This is a genomic window from Longimicrobiales bacterium (assembly GCA_029245345.1).
In the GTDB taxonomy this organism is placed as follows: domain Bacteria; phylum Gemmatimonadota; class Gemmatimonadetes; order Longimicrobiales; family Gaopeijiaceae; genus CALFPJ01.
The window spans coordinates 424,816-445,236 of sequence record JAQWPM010000021.1; the positions used below are offsets into that span (position 1 = coordinate 424,816).

At 60.7% G+C, this 20,421-nt stretch carries 18 protein-coding genes; 7 read left to right on the top strand and 11 right to left on the bottom strand.

Annotated features, from left to right (window positions below):
* Nucleotides 1-112: 112 nt before the first annotated feature.
* The 8 genes from P8L30_12910 to P8L30_12945 form a co-directional block, all read right to left on the bottom strand.
* Nucleotides 113-1,927, bottom strand: coding sequence for a hypothetical protein (locus tag P8L30_12910; GenBank protein MDG2241095.1), 1,815 nt, complete (start codon nt 1,925-1,927; stop codon nt 113-115).
* Between the two features lie 180 nt (nt 1,928-2,107).
* Nucleotides 2,108-3,409, bottom strand: a complete 1,302-nt coding sequence (locus P8L30_12915) for an amidohydrolase family protein (GenBank protein ID MDG2241096.1) — start codon at nt 3,407-3,409, stop codon at nt 2,108-2,110.
* The gene (locus tag P8L30_12920) at nt 3,406-6,204 is read right to left on the bottom strand and encodes an amidohydrolase family protein (GenBank protein MDG2241097.1); all 2,799 of its coding nucleotides are present in this window, start codon (nt 6,202-6,204) and stop codon (nt 3,406-3,408) included. Before P8L30_12920 ends, P8L30_12915 begins: the two co-directional genes overlap by 4 nt.
* Nucleotides 6,205-6,375: 171 nt before the next feature.
* A complete protein-coding gene (locus P8L30_12925) occupies nt 6,376-7,065 on the bottom strand; it encodes an HAD-IA family hydrolase (GenBank protein MDG2241098.1) in 690 nt (229 codons plus the stop codon).
* A 45-nt stretch (nt 7,066-7,110) separates the two neighbouring features.
* Nucleotides 7,111-8,418: a M24 family metallopeptidase gene (locus P8L30_12930; protein ID MDG2241099.1), complete on the bottom strand. Its 1,308-nt coding sequence runs from the start codon at nt 8,416-8,418 to the stop codon at nt 7,111-7,113.
* Between the two features lie 11 nt (nt 8,419-8,429).
* Nucleotides 8,430-10,178 carry a M14 family metallopeptidase gene (locus tag P8L30_12935; protein MDG2241100.1) on the bottom strand — a complete coding sequence of 583 codons (1,749 nt, stop codon included), beginning with the start codon at nt 10,176-10,178 and terminating at the stop codon, nt 8,430-8,432.
* A 61-nt stretch (nt 10,179-10,239) separates the two neighbouring features.
* A complete protein-coding gene (locus P8L30_12940) occupies nt 10,240-10,581 on the bottom strand; it encodes a hypothetical protein (GenBank protein MDG2241101.1) in 342 nt (113 codons plus the stop codon).
* Nucleotides 10,582-10,614: 33 nt separating this feature from the next.
* Entirely contained in the window at nt 10,615-10,839 is a 225-nt protein-coding gene (locus P8L30_12945) for a hypothetical protein (GenBank protein MDG2241102.1), read from the bottom strand.
* Between P8L30_12945 and P8L30_12950 the strand changes: the two genes are divergently transcribed.
* From P8L30_12950 to P8L30_12965, 4 genes are all read left to right on the top strand, one after another.
* Nucleotides 10,831-11,637 (top strand): hypothetical protein, encoded by an 807-nt coding sequence (locus P8L30_12950; GenBank protein MDG2241103.1) that lies wholly within the window; start codon nt 10,831-10,833, stop codon nt 11,635-11,637. The two genes, P8L30_12945 and P8L30_12950, sit on opposite strands and share 9 nt — an antisense overlap.
* A gap of 61 nt (nt 11,638-11,698) precedes the next feature.
* On the top strand, nt 11,699-12,085 hold the full coding sequence (locus P8L30_12955; GenBank protein ID MDG2241104.1) for a VOC family protein: 387 nt from the start codon (nt 11,699-11,701) through the stop codon (nt 12,083-12,085).
* 78 nt (nt 12,086-12,163) lie between these two features.
* Nucleotides 12,164-12,601 carry a hypothetical protein gene (locus P8L30_12960; protein MDG2241105.1) on the top strand — a complete coding sequence of 146 codons (438 nt, stop codon included), beginning with the start codon at nt 12,164-12,166 and terminating at the stop codon, nt 12,599-12,601.
* Nucleotides 12,602-12,764: 163 nt separating this feature from the next.
* Nucleotides 12,765-13,844, top strand: coding sequence for a PA0069 family radical SAM protein (locus P8L30_12965; GenBank protein ID MDG2241106.1), 1,080 nt, complete (start codon nt 12,765-12,767; stop codon nt 13,842-13,844).
* A gap of 15 nt (nt 13,845-13,859) precedes the next feature.
* Here the strand turns inward: P8L30_12965 and P8L30_12970 are convergent, their stop codons facing one another.
* A complete protein-coding gene (locus tag P8L30_12970) occupies nt 13,860-14,798 on the bottom strand; it encodes a DUF3810 family protein (protein MDG2241107.1) in 939 nt (312 codons plus the stop codon).
* Nucleotides 14,799-14,941: 143 nt separating this feature from the next.
* On the opposite strand from P8L30_12970, the gene P8L30_12975 reads away from it, so the two are divergent.
* Genes P8L30_12975 through P8L30_12985 form a run of 3 tightly spaced genes read left to right on the top strand, consistent with a single transcriptional unit; the run spans nt 14,942 to nt 18,110 of the window.
* Nucleotides 14,942-15,373 carry a glutamate synthase-related protein gene (locus tag P8L30_12975; protein MDG2241108.1) on the top strand — a complete coding sequence of 144 codons (432 nt, stop codon included), beginning with the start codon at nt 14,942-14,944 and terminating at the stop codon, nt 15,371-15,373.
* Nucleotides 15,374-15,410: 37 nt separating this feature from the next.
* Nucleotides 15,411-16,331, top strand: coding sequence for an NTP transferase domain-containing protein (locus P8L30_12980; GenBank protein MDG2241109.1), 921 nt, complete (start codon nt 15,411-15,413; stop codon nt 16,329-16,331).
* Nucleotides 16,332-16,340: 9 nt separating this feature from the next.
* Complete coding sequence (locus P8L30_12985) at nt 16,341-18,110, top strand: Na+:solute symporter (protein MDG2241110.1); 1,770 nt, start codon at nt 16,341-16,343, stop codon at nt 18,108-18,110.
* 26 nt (nt 18,111-18,136) lie between these two features.
* Here the strand turns inward: P8L30_12985 and P8L30_12990 are convergent, their stop codons facing one another.
* Nucleotides 18,137-19,567, bottom strand: a complete 1,431-nt coding sequence (locus tag P8L30_12990) for a cbb3-type cytochrome c oxidase subunit I (protein ID MDG2241111.1) — start codon at nt 19,565-19,567, stop codon at nt 18,137-18,139.
* Complete coding sequence (locus P8L30_12995; protein ID MDG2241112.1) at nt 19,564-20,331, bottom strand: cytochrome c; 768 nt, start codon at nt 20,329-20,331, stop codon at nt 19,564-19,566. The genes P8L30_12990 and P8L30_12995 overlap by 4 nt, the downstream gene beginning before the upstream one ends.
* Between the last annotated feature and the right edge of the window lie 90 nt (nt 20,332-20,421).

The following is a 20,421-nucleotide window of genomic DNA, read 5'->3' on the forward strand; positions in this document are numbered from 1 at the left end:
CACGAATTCCATTCCAGGGTTCCCCGTGAGGGGCATACGAAAGAGGGCAGTCGCAGCAGATCCGCGGCTACCCTCCATTTTTGTCCACTTGGCCCCGTCTACCTGGACCGGCCTACTGGATCCCTGCGCTCCGTATCCGGTCGAACAGGACCGCGAACAACCGCTCCCGGGTCACACGACCAAGCGCACCGAGGTCCGCGAGCGCGCGCGTGATCTCCGCAATGCGGTTGAGCATGTCCTCTTCGAGAGCCTTGGTCGCTGGCACCGCCTCGAGGACCGGATCGGCTGAGAACCCAGCTGATGCGGGTGCCCACTGGATATCCGCCTCGTTGTCCATGAGGAAGAGATGGAGATCCAACGAAGCATTCACCAGATCGTCCATCAAGCTATAGGCCTCGAACCGACCGTCTCGCGCGGCGGCAAACCCCGAGTCGGCCCTCTCTGCCATCAGAGCAGACGTTTCGGCGTCCAGCCCGGCTCCCGAGAGCTGATCCTGGTATTTCGCATTGAAGAGATCCGTATCCGACGAGCGCACTTCATCCACGAAGCGTTCAATTCCGAGCCAGAATTCTTCGATGTCTGGGAACTGACTCGCGTTCGAGAGATAGTTTCCGCCTAGCCATTCGGAGCGCGGCTCGGGCGGTATATCCAAGGCCTCCGACCGACCGGTCAAGTCTGTCACCATGTCGGCGAGGGCGCTCTCGGCGAGATCGCGCATTTGTGGCAACAACTCAGCGGGAATATCCGGCATCACGACGGCTCTCAACGTGACTCTTTGGTCGTCCGATGCCCCCTCCCCGCCGCTCATCGCGGACCATGCGAAGAACCCTCCACCGCCCACAATCACGACACCAACAACACCCAAGATCGCGCCCACCGGTGCCTTCCGGCGTCGCTTGGGAGGAGAAGGCCTCGAACGCGGTTCACGCCGGGCCTTGGGCAAATCATCGTCATCGTCCTTACCCAGTGGCGCCGCCGCCGGACTGCTCGCAGCCGGTGCCTCAGGCGCTTCGAACGCGATGGAGCCGTCGTCGTCTCCGCTTCCGGGGCCATCCTGTTCCATCCAGGTCGGAGGAGCGTCCGGAGTGAACTCTGACATTGGAGTCTCGAGTTCGAGCCCGCCGCCAACATCGCCACCACTGGCGAAGTCCATGGGCGACTCGATGTCTATCGAATCAGCGGGCTCCGACAGGGCATCGAAGTCCATGGTGCCAGCTTCGTCCTCATCTTCTTCGTCGTCAGTCAGATCTAGCCCGCCGGAGAAATCTCCAAAATCGAAGGCATCATCTTCGGCTGCATCCGCGACGGACTCAGTCTCTTCTGGAGCGGGAGCGTCTACGAGGTCGAGTTCCACATCACCGAAGGACATGTAGTCCGATTCTGCGGGCGCTTCCGTAGGTGGTCCGACAGGAGCCGCATCCGCGAGTGTCAGGTCGAGCCCTCCACTAACGAAGGCGTCCTCTCCACCAGCTTCGGGCGTTTCTGCTTCAACGGCTTTCGGCTCAGACAGCTCTGGATCTTCAAATCCGAGCCCGTCGACCCGATCGAACAAAGGCGCTTCTTCGTCAGGCGCCGTATCCGGAGCGGCCGACGCCATGATCTCTGGTTCCGGTTCCGCAACAGGTTCCGGCTCCTCTGTCATCGGTGCTTCGACCGGGGGGATCTCTACCTCAGGTGCTTCAGCGGCCGGCGCCTCAAACGCGGGCGGAGGCGGCGCCATTGGAGGCGGAACGAATCCGTCGTCCTCTGCGTGCCGGGAGAGCGTGTGGAAGATCTCGTGCGTGCGTGCCGGCCCCCAACGATCTGCTTGTGCATCATACAGATCCGTGTCTTCGCTGATCGCGCCCAATTCTATACGAAGCGCGAGCCCGTCAACACTCGGAATGGCGACCTCATTACCCTGAGAGTCGATGTAGGCGAAACGCATCGCTTATCCGCTGATATACCAGTACGGTGCCCCACGCGAATACGCAGGGCCGAGACCACAAACCAAGTTTAAAGCCAAGAGAAGCGCGCGGCGAGGGGGACTGTTCTGGTTCAAGAAAAGAAGCCCGCCGGCCCCAAAATGGGCCGGAGGGCTTCTCCACTAACCCTTCGAGACAGCTCGCTACGAGATCACTCGCCGACTGGGCCGACTGCGATATCGGTCGTACAGTGATCTGTGCTTGTTGTCCGTGCTCACCGAGCGACCCAAGATGAACAAGTCGGTGACCTGCGTCTGAATTTCAAGCGGATTCCCATCGGTCACGATGACATTGGCCAGCTTTCCTGGCTCGATCGTCCCGATGCGATCATCGAGTCCAAGCATCTCTGCCGCGTTCTTCGTGATCGCGTCGAGCGCCGCTTCGGCCGGAAGGCCATACGGAACCGCTTGAGCCGCCTCGTAAGGCAACGTCCGCGAGTCGGCAGAATTGAAGGTCGCGAAAGCGATCTTCACTCCGGCTGCGTGGAGCTTACCCGGATTCGCGTAGGCTTCGTCGTACGAAGCATCCGAACCGGACGGCATACTCTGAGTACCTGAGAGAATCATGTTTACGTCGTTCTCGGCCAGCCAATCGGCAATCTTCCAGCCGCCGGTCCCACCTGTGATGACGTAGTCGATCTCTTGTCGCTGAGCCCAGAGTACCGCGTTGCGGATGTTGCGCTCGCCGTTCGCCGACAGCAGAACGGGAATCTCACGATTCACTACCCTGACCATCGCTTCGAGCTTGAGGTCGCGGCGAACGTCAACACCACCCGCTACGGCCTGGTAATACTGCCGGCCCGCATCCATCCATTCGTCGAGCTGGGTAACCGCAGCTTCGTAGCGTTCTTCCTGCTGGGTCCAGCTTCCTCCACCGCCACCACCTCGGCGGCCGCGGCCACCGCCACCACCCAGGGTCGGGTAGTTGATGACCATGGCTGCGCCCGGATCGATCCACATCTCCTCGACAGTCCAGCCGTCGAGTCCGATGAGTGAAGCCTGACCGGCGATCGCGCCACTTCCGCCCTGAGGGGCGGCCATGGAGATCGTAATCCCGTTGGCTCTAGCAACCGGAATGTGCTCGGTCGCCGGATGGATCGCGGTCGCCGCTTGCAGGTGTGGATTGAAGTTGCCCTGCTCACGCGCATCGTTTGTGACATCGACCGCACCGACCTCGGTCAAACCGAGTCCGGAGATCGCGTCGAACAAGCCCGGGTACACGTGCTTGCCAACGGCGTCGACGATCTCGGCACCTGCAGGCACTTGGACATCTGCGCCCACGGCCAGAATCCGTCCGTCCCGAATTACGACCGTACCCACAAAGGCGTCACCTGCGCCCGTGTGGACCGTACCCCCCTGAATTGCATACGTCTGCGCGGAGGCAGGAACAGCGAGCCCGAAGGCCAACGTCAGTGCGCTAAAAGCGCCAAAGATTCTGCGGTTCATCGGTTCACCTCCTGGCCGTTGAGCCCGGGCGACGCGATGCGATCCGTCGAGGATCGGCCATTGGCCGATCCGTTCCCGTGCTTCTCCATGAGCGCTGCCTTTTCCGCCTCGATCGCTTCGCGGCGCTCACGATCGAGTTCGATATCGAAGTAGAGATTCCCATCCACATAAGTCTGTACGGCCTTACTCATATTGCTGAGCGGGTAGCCGTCCCAAATGGTGATGTCGGCATCCTTACCTTCATCGATCGACCCCGTCTGGGCGTCGATTCCAAGTTGGATCGCTGGGTTGAGCGTTACGAGTCGTAGCGCTGCTTCCTCCTCCATGTCACCCCACTTCATGGCCTTGGCAGCCTCCTGGTTCAAGTGACGAACTTCCTCACCTGAGTCGGAGTTGATCGACACGAGCACGCCACGCTCACTCATGAGCGCAGCATTGTACGGAATCGCGTCATAGGCCTCGACCTTGTACGCCCACCAGTCAGAGAACGTTGAAGCCATGGCTCCGTGTGCGGCGATCTCGTCCGCAACTTTGTAGCCTTCCAGCACATGCTGGAACGTCCGGATCGTGAAGCCAAACTCATCAGCAAGTCGGATGAGCTGAAGGATTTCGTCCGCACGGTAGGAGTGGGAGTGCACCCAGCGGTCGCCCTTCAGGATCTGCATGAGGGACTCGAGCTTGAGGTCTCGGCGCGGAGCGATGCCTCTGCTCCCCCCGGCCTCATAGGTGTCCCAGTCCTCCATATACTCCTGCGCATCCAGAAAGGCCTGCCGGATCACGTCCTGCACGCCCATACGCGTGGACGGGTAGCGATCCGGATTCCGATCACGCTTGGTGTTCTCACCGAGCGCAAATTTGATACCCAGGTGGGCGCCATCGATCATAAGATCGTCGGCGTCCGCTCCCCAGCGCAGCTTAATGACAGCGTTACCACCACCAATGGGGTTGGCTGAACCGTGCAAGATGTTGATGGACGTCACGCCACCGGCGAGCGCCAGATACATCCCGCTGTCCTCCGGACGAATTACGTCAGAGATCGTCACCATTGAAGACACACTGACGGAGCCTTCGTTGATGCTGGTGGCCGCCATGTGTGAGTGGGCGTCGATGATGCCCGGCGTTACGAACTTGCCTGTGGCATCGACCACGGTCGCTCCGCTTGGCGCGCTCAGACCCGTGCCGACCTCTGCGATCTTCCCGTTGCGAATGATGATGTCACCATTCTCGATCGTTCCGCGAGACGCCGTCATGATCGTGGCGTCACTAATGAACGTCACCGCGTCCTCACGGTATGCCCCACGGTCTGCAGACATCTGAATCGGTGCGGTATTGATGTCGACTGCGTTGCCACCACCCCCACGTCCGCCGCGACCACCCGGGCCACCGCGTCCGCCGCGTCCTCCGGGACCCGCAGCAGCCGGTCCGGTCGCGGTGGTCTCCGTACCATCGAACATCTCGCCATCTACGAAGATGGCTTCGATCTCCATGCCTTCATCGAACAGACCGCCGTCCGTCAGGACGAGGTTCGCGATCTTGCCCTGCTCGACCGAACCAAGACGGTCGTCGACTCCAAGGATCTCGGCCGGCGAAAGCGTGAAGGCTCGGACTGCGTCGGACTCCGACAGTCCCTGCGCCACGGCGCGACGTGCTGAAGTAATCATCTCCGCGGGGCCGTCGAGGCCACCAGAGTAGAACGCGAACTTCACGCCAGCTGCAGCAAGTGCTGCCGGCGTCGTAGGTGCCCTGTCATAAAGACGGAGCTGGTCGAGCGAGGGAACTGCTTCGGGATCCCCGTTTGCGGCCGGAGCCGGCCAATCGAGGTTCACGAGGGCGGAGATACCTTCCGCGGCCAATAGATCAGCTGCGGCGAAGCCACCCTGCACGCCGTAGATGACGGGTTTCACACCCATCTCGGCGGTGGTGGCGATCGCCCGACCGATGTCAGACCGTGAGTTGGCCGGGAAGAAGACGGGCCATCCTTCACTGAACTGTTGGCGAATCGGCTCGAGTGCCAAGTCCCACTCTGGGCGCTCCTTCCCAAGCGGGGACGCGTCATAGTCCGCCCAGATCTCCTGGTAGTGAGACCCGTCGTAGTACAGCTGCTTGAGATAGGCGAGAACACCCATCGAGCTGCCCGGATATCCGGTGAAGGAGCGATCAAGCAGATTCACCCTCATCCCAACTGGAGTCTGGACAACCAACTCACGGGCACGCTGGTACGAACCGAGATTAAGCACCGCGGCTTGCCCGGTCACGAGACCCGACGGCAGCGTGCTGAGCACACTCGTGAAACCCGCGCTCCTCCAGCTATGGAAACGATCGTCTTCCGGATCGAGGTCGTCCGCTGCGGTCATCCAACTGGACGTGCCCGGGCGGTCCTCAGGACCCCAAGAGTGGTTCGACTCGTCGATCGGACCGCCACGGCCTCCGAAGAAGCCACCCTGCGGCGCGGCGACCTCACCGTGTCCGAGTGTGGTGAACGCGTCGAAGAGGCCGGGATACACCGTCTTCCCTTCACCGTCGATCACCCATGCACCGGCCGGAACGGAAACGTTCGCCCCCACCGCGCTGATGATGCCGTTCTCGACGACGACGGTGCCGTTGTCGATGGTCTGGCCTGATACAGTCACGATCCGTGCGTTCTGGATCGCATAGAGCCGGACATTGTCGGGGCGGGTAGGCCTCGGCTGTGCGTTGGCGGCCTGTGGAGCGGCGACGAGCGCCACCAACAAGCTGAGAAGCGCACGCGCACCCCATAGCTTCCCGGTGCCGGGTAGCTGGAGCCGTGGTCTCATACTGGGGACCTCCGTTGAAAGAAACCGTCCGCTACCACATCCGGTGCGGAAAACACTCAATTCAGGGGGACCGAAGAGTAGGCTTGACACCCTGACCCGGCTAGCAGCCGTAACCACCTGGACAACCGAAGCTCCAGGAGTGCTTAGTAGATGCACCGAAGGGGATACGAACTAGAGGCCCAGCTCGTCCGCGAAGGAGGTCAGATCCCTCACTTCATGGTCGGGCACAGCGTCCGACGGCGACGTTGCGCCGCCGCCGCCTCTCCGGTTTACCCACACACACGTGAGGCCAAGCTCACGAGCCGGGGCAACGTCGTGGTACCGGCTCTGCGCTACGTGGAGAACTTTCTCCTTCGGGAGGTCGAGCCGCCTCCATACTTCATGGAAGTGCGAATGGGCGGGCTTGTAGCTGCGCACCTGCTGCGCTGTAACGACGGCGCTGAAGTCGATACCGAGTTGGACCGCTGAACCGGCGAACAGGTCGTCGTCGACATTGGATGCGATCGCGAGGCGGTACCTCTTGGAGAGTCGCTGAAGAGCATCGACGGTATCTGAGAAAGGGGGCCACACGCCGACCGACCCGGAGAACCGGGTGACCTGCTGGTCCGTGAGCTCGAACCCGTACGACTTCCCGAAGCCGAGTGCTACGTCGACGAGTATCGAACGATACGAACGGTATGCCCCCGCCTCGGCCTCACCTTCCAGGCGCGCGAACTCCACCAAGAGGTCGTCGCCTGAAGGCATCGGGACACCATGGGCCGCGATAATGGGGCGCAGCTCGCCGAGAATTCCAGACTCCCAGTCAATTAGCGTCCCATAGCAATCGAAGGTCAACGCCTCGAAACCAGAAAAATCGACCACTACGGATCACCCTTGATCTGACATTCTCTTCTCAAAGTCTGAGTATTACTTGATCAACAGTATTCGACGATTCACGGGATACAGCCATTCTACGCCTCGGCTTGTGACGACCGCATCGTCCTCGAGCGGAATGCGGACTTTCGCCCCACCCCAGTCGGGATTGGAAGTGAAGGCGAACAGTTCAATGGAAATGAGGGTGCCGGGTCGTAACTCGTAGGTCATGCGTGTGGGATTGAAGAAGGCCAGGGATGGGCCAAGTCCGTGTCCCCAGTTCCCGACTGAGTGCGGCCCTACGACAACATCCGTCACCAACGGGTCATCGCTCGGCTGATTGAATTCTGCCCGGTTGAAGCCCCCTGCCTGCATCGCGTCCCACATGACTTCCAGAGCATCTCCTGCTGTCCGCGCTGGTTTGATCGTGGCCTTCATGATGTCCCGAGCCGCCAAGGCCTGATCGAAGGCGTGTTGAAGCGCAGATGGAGCCTCAATTTCACCCTCCCTCAGCACGTAGCCTACGCGCTTCATATCCGTATAGAAATCGAGAAAACCGACCCCCCAATCGATCATGAGAAGATCGCCGCGTTGAATGATTCGGTCTGAAGACGTTGCGACGATGCCCTCCGGACCCGTGATATACACCGACGGCATATCGAACGAAGAACCCAAGCCCCGAGTGAGCTGCTGGTCGGACATCCACCAGGCGACGTCTTCCAGCGTGGTCACGCCAGGCGTGATCACTTCGTTGGAGAACGCACGCTCGGCGATCTCACGGCTCATCTCACCGGCCTCCGCAAATGCCGCGATCTCTATCGCAGTACGTGTCGAGCGAAAGTCTGAAACGAACCGTTCCGCCGACACCAGGCGACCGCCGTAGGTCGGACCGAGCACCTCCTTGAGGTGCAGGAACGACGTGTGTGATAACCCATCCGCACCACCAATCGACTCGGCCATATTTACACCGATTCGCGCCGGGTCACGCTCCGCGACGAAGTCGCCGAGGGAGGCTGCGGAGCCGAAGTGGTCGTAGACACCGCACTCCTCGAGCCGGTATCCGCCCACACCCAGCGCGGCTCGCTCTGTCCGCTCGCCCCGATCCGTAAAGACATAGTAGGCCCAGCCCCCCACGTATCCCCGGCCGAGCGCCTCCCACATCGGGTCCAAGAGCCCCTCTCTCATGACCACGATCCACATGTCGAGATCGTTGTCCTGCATCGCCCCGGGGAGCACTACATCAAATTTCTCCGCGCGAATCTGGCACATTCGCTCCCAACGGCGACGGGCCTCCTGGGCCTGGGCATCTCCCGGGAACATGCCCGCTGTCACCACGAGCGCGCACGCTGCGACGAGACCCACTCTCCTCCTCATCATCGGACAATCACCCAGTCTGTGCGTACCGTGCCGCCCTTGTCGGAAGACGCGGTCACCCTCACTGCCTGCTCACCCCCGGTCCCGCGTACAACCCACGACACCGTGTGGGACCCTTCCGTCGTCCGTTCGAGGAATGGGTTGGACCCGGCAAGGTGGGGGATCACCGTCCTCTCGTGGCCTTCGATGATATCAAGACCAGGGTGTGTGAGCGTTACGGATGGCGCACGAACGACCTGACGATCGACGGTGCCATCGGGTCGCTCACGACCTTCGACGCCCCGGTCTGTAAGACTGGTGGGCAAGAAGCCGGTGTTCGTCACTGTTACCTCGATCCGGAACGTGCCGTTCCCGGCCGCAGTCACACTCGGACTACCTACCTCAATGAGCGGGCTCAGCTCCGCCAGATAGATCGCCCAGGGCATCTGCTTCGCCGTCTCCGCCTCTAGGAATTCGGGGGGCGGGTTCTGTCCCCAGAACTTGGAATGCCATCCGCCAATCTCAACAGCGCCGAGCTGTGGATGATCGAAAGCAACCCAATCCGAGAAGTAGCGCCCGTCCAACTCTTCGTCGTTGAAGCGGTGTTGTTCGGATTGGCTGATCACTTCATCGCCGTCGTAGTCGATCGCCCATTCCTCAGGCCCCGGCGAAAATTCGGGCACCCAACCGATGATTCCGTGGTCCCAATACCCCCAAGATATCAGCGTCCCGTAGCGATGCTCCGTCGGATGCGTGGCACTGGGAACGACCGGACGACCCGTGGTTCGGGTGTATTCCTCACCGAGATGCTCGATGAGCGACAGGTCGATCTTGGGAAATAGAGAAGGGGCCGAAGCCGAGGGAAGCCGATAGACGAACCCCCCTGAAGTATGGCCGTGGAAGATCCCCGTGATGTTTCGGTTTGCGTTGATGAACTCCACAGCGGCGCGCGTCTCCGGCTCAGAAAGCGGGAAGTCACCCGCGCCTGGTTGTAGGTGCCAGCGCTCCCAGTTCCGAGGGAAGTTGCGATTCATATCGATGCCGCCGATACCGTCCTCGCCGAACGCACCATCCCCATCGTTGTCGATGCCCTCTCCGAGCGTCGAGTAGCGTCGACCGCTCAGTTGGCCTTCAACATCCCTGACGAGAATCCGATCGTCAGACGGATCTAGGACCCAATCACCTTCGTCGTCGGGAATCCGGATCCGGGTGATCCAGCCATCACCGTCCAAGTCCTCGCCTGGATCCTCGTCCGCGGTGCCGTCCTCGTCGTCATCAACAGGTCGTGTGGTGCTCCGCAGTGACTGATCGTCGATGAGAGCGATGTCCGAACCGTCCGGATTGAACTTGGGTCGGACATAAAATGCACGCGTATCGAGAAGCGCCGTGATGCGATCATCATCGCCGTACCCGTTCAAGAGGTACCCAATCAGATACGTCGCGACCGCCGACCCGGTCAGTTCCGCTGCATGGATGCCACCGTCGACATAGAGTGCCGGCTTCCGACTCGCCGGCCCGGTCGCCTTGTTCGTGATCTCCAACAGCATGAGCGGCTGACCCCGGAAGCTCTCTCCGACCGGATACAACTCGGTTAGTTCCGGATAAAGCGCGTGGAACTCCCGGAGCATTTGGTTCGTCTCTGCGGCAGTGTAAAATCGATTCCAGTCCACGTCGCCGTCCGGAGATACCAAGCTCACGGCCTGAGCACCTCCGCCCTCGGGGAGCGCCAGAAGAAGAACGGCCAGTGTGCCGACGAGAGAACGAATCATGTTGCCTCCTGCATATGTGGATCGCGGCTGCCAATGTGCCAGCCGATCCCAGGAGGCGAAACTACTTCGCGGCCATTTCCGAGTTCTGGCGGAGGGAGGCGATAGCGCACCCTTGAGGGTACCCCTCAGGAACGAAGAACGACATCTGGCCCTTCAGCTTGTCGCCGCAGACGCCGTAGTCTCGCCCATCTCCGGCGTGCTCGCGCTCTTGCTCGTGCGCCGCGGATACCCCGCACGTGGCTCGCGAGGACTCGGCGTCGCGCTGGAGGCATGAAGCTATTTGTTGGCCTACTCCGCGATCGTTGTCCTCCTGCGGCCCGACCCAGGAACAATTCACACCCTCTTCGAGGGTCACCTGACGTTCATTGAGCGACTCGTCAGACAGCTGGCCGAATCTGAACACGAAGCGTCCGCGGACCACGTAGGGACACTTCTGTCACATTCCGTCATGGTGGATCGTTCGATACCTGAGACCCCGCAGCGTCCGACCGGGTAGGACACTTGAGGACCGAGTCGCACAGCGAGTGACACAGGCCACGCCGGCGCTGAGCGGATCGATCAGTCCGGCGGCACCGGGGACATCCGACTCGGGCTCTTCCGATCCAGCGCCCGGGACGAACTGTCGGTCACCGTAGTTCACAATCGCATCTCGATGACGCACGACGTGCACTACGTCGACTTCACGTGGGACGACGACCCCATCCAGCGTCCAGTCGCACGGGCGCGCATCGAGTCAAACCAAGACCAGACTCGGACGTGGGGAGCACAGGTCGCCTGGGCTCGAAACCTCACCGCGCCCGGCTGGCGTGTCGGAACCACGGCAACAGTGAATCGAAAGTCCCACCCGAAGATCCCCAACTACAGCATTCAGAATATCCCACGAGATCCCGGACTCACTTGGGCTTACGAGGCGGGCCTGGGGCTCGCACGTACCAAGGGTGGTACGACCTTCGGTTTCGACGTTGTGGTCCAACCGATCTGGAGCGAGACGTGGCAAGAAGCAGACACGCCGACTGAAACCGCGGCCGGCGGCGTCCTCGACATCGGAGAACGCACGATCGACAACGACTTCTTCTTCACCAACGTCCTGCTGCGTACTGGAATAAATCATCAATCCGATGACGTCGGTTTTCAATTCGGCCTCGAGGTACGCTCGTACGCATACACCTTGGACCAGACCAATCATGTCGACGTCTCTTTCCGAACTCAGAAAGAGACCTGGATGGAGTGGACCCCCACGTTCGGCGGCAGCTTCGAATTGGACGATCTCGAGATCCGGTACACGGCTCGGCTGACTACCGGCACCGGACAACCCGGCACAGCACGGTCGTTCAGCGCCGAGGAAAGGGCCGCCTTCGACGTCGGTGGCGACTTCATCGTCGCTCCTGACGCGCCCCTGACCCTACAAGACGCAAACGTACTCACGCACCAGTTGGTGCTCCGAATCCCCATTCGGTGACCCATGGCGTACAATGGGTCGACTCTCGTACCGAAGCGCGGACCCATACAGTGGAACGACCATGAGCGACCAAATAGGATTGGCGGAACTCGGACAGATCTCGATGAGGGCACTCGACGTCCCGAGAGCGATCGCGTTCTACCGAAATGTCCTAGGGGTGCCGTTCCTGTTCGATATCACAGATCCCCCAATGGGTTTCTTCGATCTTGAGGGCGTGCGCTTGATGCTTGCGAAGCCTTCGGGTGAACACGATCACCCCGGCTCTATACTCTATTTCAGGGTCGATGACATCGAATCGACCCACGAAACGCTGGTGGTCCGCGGGGTCTCTTTCGACCAAGGTCCCCACATGATTGCCGACATGGGCGAGTACGAACTGTGGATGGCGTTCTTCAAGGACAGTGAAACCAACCAACTCGCTCTAATGTCCGAGGTGGCCAAAACGTAATGCGCACCCTTGACCAGCACGGCTGCGAAGCTTTATTACTCCCGCCTTGCTCAGTGAAGAACGAACCCAGGAGCCCGAATGTCGGAGAATGGTGGTAGCCGAGTCCGCGTGATCTTGCGCTGGATTCAGATCAAAGACAACAAAGAAGCCATGTGGGACGACGAGGGCGAGTTTCGCTTCCGTTCCAAGATTACGACCTCAGGCGAGAGCCATGAGATCGAGTTCCCGGAGCAGGGATACTGGTCCATTTCCGACCACCCTCGTCGCAACAAGGTCGACAAAATCGACAAGGTGTTGTTCGAGGGTGATGCCGGAGATTCACTCGTAGTCGAGCTCTTCGGCGTCGAGTTGGACCAGTTGACCGCGAACGATCACCTTGAGGACTACAGCCGTGAGTTCACCGGTCCGGCGTCCTCCTGGATCGGCCGCCATCAGCCCACGGATGAAGGGACGGGTGACCCCGAGAATATGGTCGACTGGCGGGTCTGCTACGACATCGAAGAAGCCGAGGCATAAAGCCCGCTTCTTAGAAGTAACGAGGCCCCGTCCGCTTTGCGGGCGGGGCCTCTTCGTATTTGACTGGCGTCCATTATGGGCCTCGACCATTCGGAATTCGGTCAAACGCCAAGCTCGGTTTCTAGTTCCTGGACTTTCGGTCTTTCTTCGGTTACCGTGAAGAATGTCCAATACTAGTTATGCCCTGCCGGTCCTCCGTGGACGCGGAACGTCCTGGAATCCTCCGAATCGGTTCGAAAAACTCTCCTTGGACCGAGAAGGATGGACCGATCCCGACGATCCCCCGCCGCAGACTCAGCTGCTAAACGACACGACTCGGTCCATTCTCGCTTACAACGACGCCCCTGACGTCGGCTTCAACGTGGGAATCAACCCGTACCGGGGCTGTAGCCATGGTTGTAGCTACTGCTACGCGCGGCCCACTCACGAGTACCTCGGGTTCTCCGCCGGCCTCGATTTCGAGACGAAGATCCTCGTGAAGCGTCAAGCTCCGGAGTTGTTGCGGAAGGCGCTTTCGGCAAAAAACTGGACGCCGCAAGTCATAGGCCTAAGTGGGAACACAGACGCATATCAGCCGGCAGAACGCCGTCTTCGCATCACACGACGCTGCCTGGAGGTCCTGGCGGAGTTCAGAAATCCCGTGGGGATCATCACAAAGAGTTATCTGGTGTCGCGAGACGTGGACCTATTGTCTGATCTGGCGCAGCACCAAGCGGCGGCCGTCGCCCTCTCTATTACCACACTCGACCCACATGTCCAACGAGTCATGGAGCCGCGGGCCTCGTCTCCGGCCCGTCGCCTCGGTGCGATCCGCGTGCTGGCGGATGCTGGGATTCCCGTGGGGGTCAACGTGGGGCCTGTCATTCCGGGCCTCACCGACCATGAGCTGCCAGCCATTCTCGAGGCCGCCTCCGACGCCGGTGCGTCTTTCGCCAACTACATCATGCTGAGGCTTCCCTACGGGGTGAAGGACCTCTTCTCTGTCTGGTTGGAGCAGCACTTCCCAGATCGCAAGGACAAGGTTCTCAACCGCGTCCGTGACCTCAGGGGCGGTCGGCTCTACGACAGTCGGCACGAAGTGAGAGGTAGAGGTGAAGGTCCGTGGGCGGAGCAGCTCTCTGCGCTATTCACGGTGACCCGAAACCGATTAGGACTGGACCGCACCCCGAACCTGTCCGCCGCGAGCTTCAGGGGCCCTGAAGCCTCGCCGTCAGAACAACACGATCTGTTCAACACTCACTGACGCACGTTCTTCCGACTAGAACTCTGCCTGCCAGCGCTCCTGACGGCACTTCCGGCTCTGCTTGAACGAGTACAAGAAATTGGTGAAGCCCACGTCGTAATCCGACAGACCATTCTGGCCGGTCAGCTTCATGCGCTCCTCGTACATCTTCTTCATCACCACAGAGACTGAACTCTCGTAGCCGCCGGCCTCGGGCCGAAGCATATGCAGCTCGTTAGCCAGTTCCTCGCGCATGCCCAAGCCATCGACGAGATCGTGATACTCCTGATGGTCATCGCCGACGATTGCTTTGAGCTGACGGTGAAGTCGCTCTGCAAGAGCGGACTGGACCATGACGGGGTCACCGGAACTCATTAGAGCAAGGTACGACAGCCCCTGCGCGTGAAGCTCCTTGAGATACCCCTTCCTGTGTACGAACTCGTGGCAGATCACGTGGGCCTCGAAGATGCCGGTGTCTTTGAACAAAGCCACGTCACCGGAGATGACGTCACAGACACCCATCGCGAAGGGGAAGATCAACTTCGCCAACGTGAAGTCCCTCACCTCTGAGCTCGTGTGCACCCTCTGGCCTGTAATGGATGCCATGTACTCCGTCAGGTGCCCGTTGACCGCTTTGGCCATCTCTGCTCGCGGGACCCGCTCGTCGGTGTAGCCTTCATCCAGTTTCTTACCGAGCCGCTCGATTTCCTCCCGCCGGGCAGCGTCAGGCATCGGGACTAGCGTTTTCACGTCGGCGCCGAATTCGGCTTGGAAATCGATCCAGACCATTTCGCGTCGGGCAACCCAATCCTTCACAGCACTGCCAGCATACATACCCAGAGCGGCAGCCCCGATCACGCGACCCGGAAGGGTCGCGCCCAGAAAGAGTCGCGATGCGATCGGAGCGGTGGCGATGACGTCCGTCAAGGAGACCGGAGCGTAGGTCGCGTCGTTTGGGATGTGAATCTCGTCCATGGAACCCTATACGGGCTTAAGCGAGAGATAAGTTCCATCCAATAAAAACACCGCCCCACAGGACGGCGCTTCACGCTTCGATTCGGCCGACCGGGAGTTGACCTTTCAGGTCACGCCCTGAACCGGCATCAGCAGCTTTGGAGATGCTGCTCGATCTATGCGGCGGACACGTCGGCGGCGGGGCCGAGGGGATCACTCTGATCATCACCGGAGGCCTTCGCACGGAATCCGATTTCGTGAAGGCGCTCGCCCTTGGTGCCGACGGCATCCCCATCTCACATTCCACGCTCCAGACGATCGGGTGCCTCGGAATGAGGGCCTGCCACAGCACCAACTGCCCCGTCGGCATCGCGACGAAAAAGAAGGGACTCAGGGCTCGCCTCATGGTCGAAGAGTCCGCCCAACGGTTGGCGAACTTCTTCGCCGCATCGACTGAACTCATGCAGGTCCTCGCGCGCACGGGCGGGCATGGTCATCTTCGGGACGTTACGATTCGCGGCTTCACCACGTGGAGCTGCGACACCTCAGATCTCACTGGCGTCCGCTTCGGCGGCGTAGGGACCCCGCAGGCATGATCCACCCTGTTCGACTCTTCCTGGAGCAGATCCAGCGGTGAGCATTCCTCTCGTGATCTTGGCAGCCGGTCTTTCCACTCGATACGGCAGGCTGAAGCAGTTGGACCCACTCGGCCCCAACGGCGAGACCATCGTCGACTACAACGTCTTGGATGCCCTTCGGGCAGGATTCGACCGGATTGTCATGATCGTGAGGCCGGAAATCGAGGAGGCCATCCGGAAACACGCGGAGGCCACCTACGGAGACGCAATCGAGGTCTCTTACGTGTCTCAGCTCCTCGAGGAATTGCCAGAGGGCTTCAGGGCGCCACCCGACCGGGCCAGTCCATGGGGCACCGGTCACGCCGTGCTGTGCGCGACAGGCAGCACCCAGGGTCCCTTCGGTGTCTGCAACGCTGATGATCATTATGGCCCCGGTGCCTTCTCGCTGCTCTACAGGCATCTCTCGGCTGAGCCACAGGCGACCGATGCGGCGATCATCGGCTACACGCTCGGCGACACGCTCTCCGGGAGCGGTGGAGTCTCTCGGGCGGTGTGCATTCTGCAGAAAGAAGGACTGCTCTCCCAGATCTCTGAAGTACGGCAGATCCGGCGTGCCGACGGCGGGATCACCGGCACGTCCCTCGCGGGTGACCCGCTCGAATTCACCGGCAACGAGATCGTGTCCATGAACCTGTGGGGCTTCACCCAGCCGGTCGTTGAGCGCATGCGCCGTCAGTTCAAGCGATTCTTGGGCACTTGGGGCGCAGACACTCGCCAGGAGTTCCTCTTGTCCATGGCGGTCTCGGGGCAGATCCAAGTAGGTGCCACGACCGCCGCAGTCCTTCAGGCGGAAGACCATTGGTTCGGTGTAACCCACGCAGACGATCGAGACGCCGCACGTGATATCCTGAGCCGTTTGGTTCTCGAAGGATCCTACCCTGAATCTCTGGCGGATGCGTTCGCCGGCACGAGCTGACCAGCACCTATGAGACTCTCCAACCTCGACTGGGCCGTAATCGCGGCCTACGGCTTCATCGCACTCGCAGTGGGCTTGTATTTCGCGCGCCGAGCGGGAAGTAAGACTGACGAGTTCTTCTTGGGTGGGCGGTCGATGCCGTGGTGGCTGTTGGGCACGTCGATGGTGGCCACCACGTTCTCGACTGACACGCCGAACCTCGTCACCGACTTCGTGCGGACCGGTGGCGTAAGTCAGAACTGGCTGTGGTGGACCTTCGCCATAACGGGCATGTGTACAGTCTTCTTTTACGCCCAGATGTGGCGCCGATCGGGTGTGCTCACTGACGTCGGGTTCTATGAACTCCGCTACTCGGGTCGCCCGGCAGCCTTCTTGCGCGGCTTTAGGGCTCTCTATTTGGGCGTGTTCTTCAACGTGGTGATCATGGCGACCGTCACGCTTGCCGCCATCAAGATTGGAGGCGTCGTGTTGGGCGCCTCAAAATACGAAGTCGTCCTCATCGCATGCTCAGTGACGGCGCTCTATTCGGCGACATCGGGTCTGTGGGGCGTGGTCGTTACCGACATGCTCCTCTTCGTGATCGCCATTGTCGGGTCGTTCGCAGCGGCGTATTACGCCGTAGCACACCCGGAAGTGGGAGGGCTTTCCGGGCTTTTTGCGAACCCCGCACTAGAAGGGAAGCTGAGCCTCCTTCCGGACTTCTCGGACATGCGGATGGCGACGACGATCTTCATCATCCCGATCGCCGTCCAATGGTGGAGCACATGGTATCCAGGTGCAGAGCCGGGTGGTGGTGGGTATATCGCGCAGCGCATGCTGGCTGCGAAGGACGAATCACACGCCCTGAAGGCGACCCTGTGGTTCAACATCGCTCACTACGCGCTCCGCCCATGGCCGTGGATCCTCGTCGCACTCGCTTCGTTGATCGTCTACCCGACCCTTGAGTCCATCCAGTTGGCGTTTCCGCTGGTCGATCCGTCGATTGTCCGACACGACCTGGCCTACCCAGCCATGCTGGTCTTCTTGCCTTCCGGCCTTCTTGGGCTGGTCATCGCATCGTTGGCGGCGGCCTACATGTCCACGATGAGCACGCACCTCAACTGGGGCGCCTCCTACATCGTAGATGACTTCTACCGTCGCTTCGCCGCTCCAGACCGCGACGAGCGGCACTACGTGGCCGTGGGGCGCATCGCGACGGTCGGATTGGTGGTGCTCGCCGCAGTCGTTTCGTTGTGGCTGGAGAACGCGATGCAGGCGTTTGGGATCTTGCTTCAGATTGGTGCGGGAACCGGGCTCGTCTTCCTCTTACGATGGTTCTGGTGGAGGATCAATGCCTGGAGCGAACTGTCCGCGATGATCATCTCGTTCGTGGTCGCTGTCTACTTCCAGTTCGCCCATGAAGCCATGGGATTCGCTCCCATCGATGCCTCCCTCCAATTGGTCTACGGAGTGATCATCACAACGATCGGGTGGGTCACGGTGACGTTCCTCACTCCACCGGCCAAGCCGGAGACTCTCAGGAGCTTCCATGAACTCATACGGCCCATGGGGTCGGGGTGGCGGGGCGCAGGCCTCGGCTTAGAAGCAGACCCTGAGCAGCCCGGACCCACCGCAGCGTTCTTAGCCTGGTTCCTTGGCTGCGTCGTGATCTACGGCGCGCTATTCGGTGCGGGCTACGCGCTCTACGGGAGTACGGGACTCGCCGTGTTCTGCCTTGGCGTGGCGGCCGTCGCGTCGCTGGGGCTCTTCAAGACGCTACCCAGGATCGGCCTACAATGATCGGCCGTTCCGACAGGCGCGCCTAGCTAGGCGCGTTCGGGGGCGACCCACCAATAGCGGAAGGCGATCGGGATCAGGCGCGCGAGCAGCGCTGTGAAGAACAGGAGCGCAAAGAAGCCAGTGGCCGCGAAGAGAATGCCGTTCCAGGCCGCGAGCCACGCCGGCCCCACGTAGGTCTCTCCAGGAGCGAAGCCCGCCCGTGAGATCCCCGTGATCGCTCCCGACACATGCAGCCACCCAACAAGCGCCGCCACAGAGATGTTGAGTCCGACCACGATCGCGCGCATGCTCGACGTGTGAAGCACCTTCGATGCTTCCTCACCCTCCCTGGCCTGCAGGTGCTCGCCAAGGATCCAGATAAGCGCTCCCAGCAAAACCATCGTATCGATACCGATGGTCGCTCCCATAGCGTGTCCGGCAACAACGTACGTGCCATGGATGATGGCATTGAGGGGTGGAATCGAGATCAAAACAGACGAGAGCAGAATGAAAACCGTCCAGTGCTTCGACGCGGCGAAACTCCCCTGGGCGGCACAGAACTCACTCTCTTCGGTTTTTCGCACGAGGCGCCACAAATCGTACGTCGCTCGGCACAGAATGGTGATCTCCATCATGCTCACTACGAACGAAATCCACTTGATCAAATGGCTCTGAGGCAGGTGGTACGTGTGGTGGGCGAAGTTCGTGAACGAGTTGAGTAGACCCACCCCGAGCAACGCGTAAGCCGTTCTGGAGTGCCCGTACTCCGTATCGCGACTGATCCTCTCACCGATGTAGATGATCGAGCCATACACAAACAAGTTGAACGAACCCACCAGTGTACCGGACGCCTTCCACTGTACCTGTAGGTCCTGAACGGGATTCCCGAACACGCTCGGAAGCAGGTACATGTGCTGCTCGATAAACGTGACCATGAAGAAGAGCATGCCGACGCCCCACATGGTCAGGTAGATCGGTCTTTCGAAGAACCGTGGACCGGCGATCCGGAAGAAATTCCAAGCGTAGCACACCCAGCCCACCAGAATGAACACGCTGAACACCGGATGGAATCCCACATACTCGCGACCAGACCCAACGCGAAGCATGAGCGTGGCAAGAATGCCCACTCCAGCAATCGACCAGCACAGAATCTGGACCCTTAGTCGTAGGCGATCTCCCGGCGTCGCCATCCCGCCATGGTCCTGCAACCAACGGTGTACGACCGCGATGCCCCCCAGGAAGATCCAGGCTGCTGCGAACGCGGTATGAATCGGCCTCAGCTGCCTCATGTCGAGCCCGATGGACTGGAACGCAGGCGCTAGAGCCGGGACCGAATACAGAGCTCCGAGAATCCCGAAAAGGACCGTGATCCCGATCGCAATCAGGCCGCCCCGAATGAACATGAGTGTCGCGAACTGCCGAACCGGGTCGCCCTCATCGAATCGAAGCCAGAATCCCTCCGCCGGATTGTTGCTCATCTGAACTCCCACCAAGGGAGCTTAGACCAGTCGACGGATCGGCCGGCTTGGATCCTGGCGCTTTCAGAGATCAACACCGCTCGATTCTCGTTCAGCCACTTAAAGTAGGCGATCACCTGGGTGCGAGCCGTCGCATCTAAGGCCGGAAACGGTGGCGGCATTCCTTTCTCGGGGCGTCCGGTTGTCAGAACAGCGTCGATGTCTTCGTCCGTCACGCGGTCGACAACAAGGGACAGGTCCGGTGCGAGCATCGGCGACACCTGAAACGGGAAGTGACAGGCGCTGCAGATGCCGGAAGTCAACGTCTCGAAGCCTGCGGCTACGTCGGAGGGCGGACTTGCTCCGGCGACAGCGGTCTCGAAGGCCGCTTGTGGCGAAGTACCGTCTGCCGGGTTGCCGAGCCGAAGCTGGCCACGTCCTACGTCCGATTCGTCCAACTCCGAAAGAAAAGCCCTCATGGCGGCAATCTGTTCGTCCGAGAAGCTGAAGGAGGGCATCTGCCCACTACCAACCGTTAGAAGCGACGCGAGCCGCGTCTCGTCGACGCGGCTCGATGCATTCGTGAGGTCCGGACCGAGGAAGCCCCCTTGACCCCAGAGCTGGTGACAGACCTGACACGAGTTCTCGTGGAAGAGAATTCGCCCTTCAACAGCCTGCTCGGATAACACCAAGTCAACGCCGTCCGAATAGACGAGTCCTGTCTGGACGACAAAGCACGCCACGAGAACGGAGAGAAGGAGCTTCTTCGAGGACGGATGAAACATGGGCAGGGGAAGGAGGAACTCAGTAATCCCAGAGGGGAAAAAAGGCCCCCAGCGGAGGTAGAGTCAAGCCACCTCCCTCCGGTTTACGGG

What these genes read in the sequence shown, in the direction of transcription:
- P8L30_12965 (MDG2241106.1), top strand. Translation starts at nt 12,765, where the DNA reads ATGTCCAATACTAGTTATGCCCTGCCGGTCCTCCGTGGACGCGGAACG.
- P8L30_12955 (MDG2241104.1), top strand. Translation starts at nt 11,699, where the DNA reads ATGAGCGACCAAATAGGATTGGCGGAACTCGGACAGATCTCGATGAGG.
- P8L30_12935 (MDG2241100.1), bottom strand. Translation starts at nt 10,178, where the DNA reads ATGATTCGTTCTCTCGTCGGCACACTGGCCGTTCTTCTTCTGGCGCTC.
- P8L30_12975 (MDG2241108.1), top strand. Translation starts at nt 14,942, where the DNA reads ATGCTGCTCGATCTATGCGGCGGACACGTCGGCGGCGGGGCCGAGGGG.
- P8L30_12995 (MDG2241112.1), bottom strand. Translation starts at nt 20,331, where the DNA reads ATGTTTCATCCGTCCTCGAAGAAGCTCCTTCTCTCCGTTCTCGTGGCG.
- P8L30_12915 (MDG2241096.1), bottom strand. Translation starts at nt 3,409, where the DNA reads ATGAACCGCAGAATCTTTGGCGCTTTTAGCGCACTGACGTTGGCCTTC.
- P8L30_12910 (MDG2241095.1), bottom strand. Translation starts at nt 1,927, where the DNA reads ATGCGTTTCGCCTACATCGACTCTCAGGGTAATGAGGTCGCCATTCCG.
- P8L30_12950 (MDG2241103.1), top strand. Translation starts at nt 10,831, where the DNA reads ATGACGCACGACGTGCACTACGTCGACTTCACGTGGGACGACGACCCC.
- P8L30_12920 (MDG2241097.1), bottom strand. Translation starts at nt 6,204, where the DNA reads ATGAGACCACGGCTCCAGCTACCCGGCACCGGGAAGCTATGGGGTGCG.
- P8L30_12990 (MDG2241111.1), bottom strand. Translation starts at nt 19,567, where the DNA reads ATGAGCAACAATCCGGCGGAGGGATTCTGGCTTCGATTCGATGAGGGC.
- P8L30_12970 (MDG2241107.1), bottom strand. Translation starts at nt 14,798, where the DNA reads ATGGACGAGATTCACATCCCAAACGACGCGACCTACGCTCCGGTCTCC.
- P8L30_12960 (MDG2241105.1), top strand. Translation starts at nt 12,164, where the DNA reads ATGTCGGAGAATGGTGGTAGCCGAGTCCGCGTGATCTTGCGCTGGATT.
- P8L30_12985 (MDG2241110.1), top strand. Translation starts at nt 16,341, where the DNA reads ATGAGACTCTCCAACCTCGACTGGGCCGTAATCGCGGCCTACGGCTTC.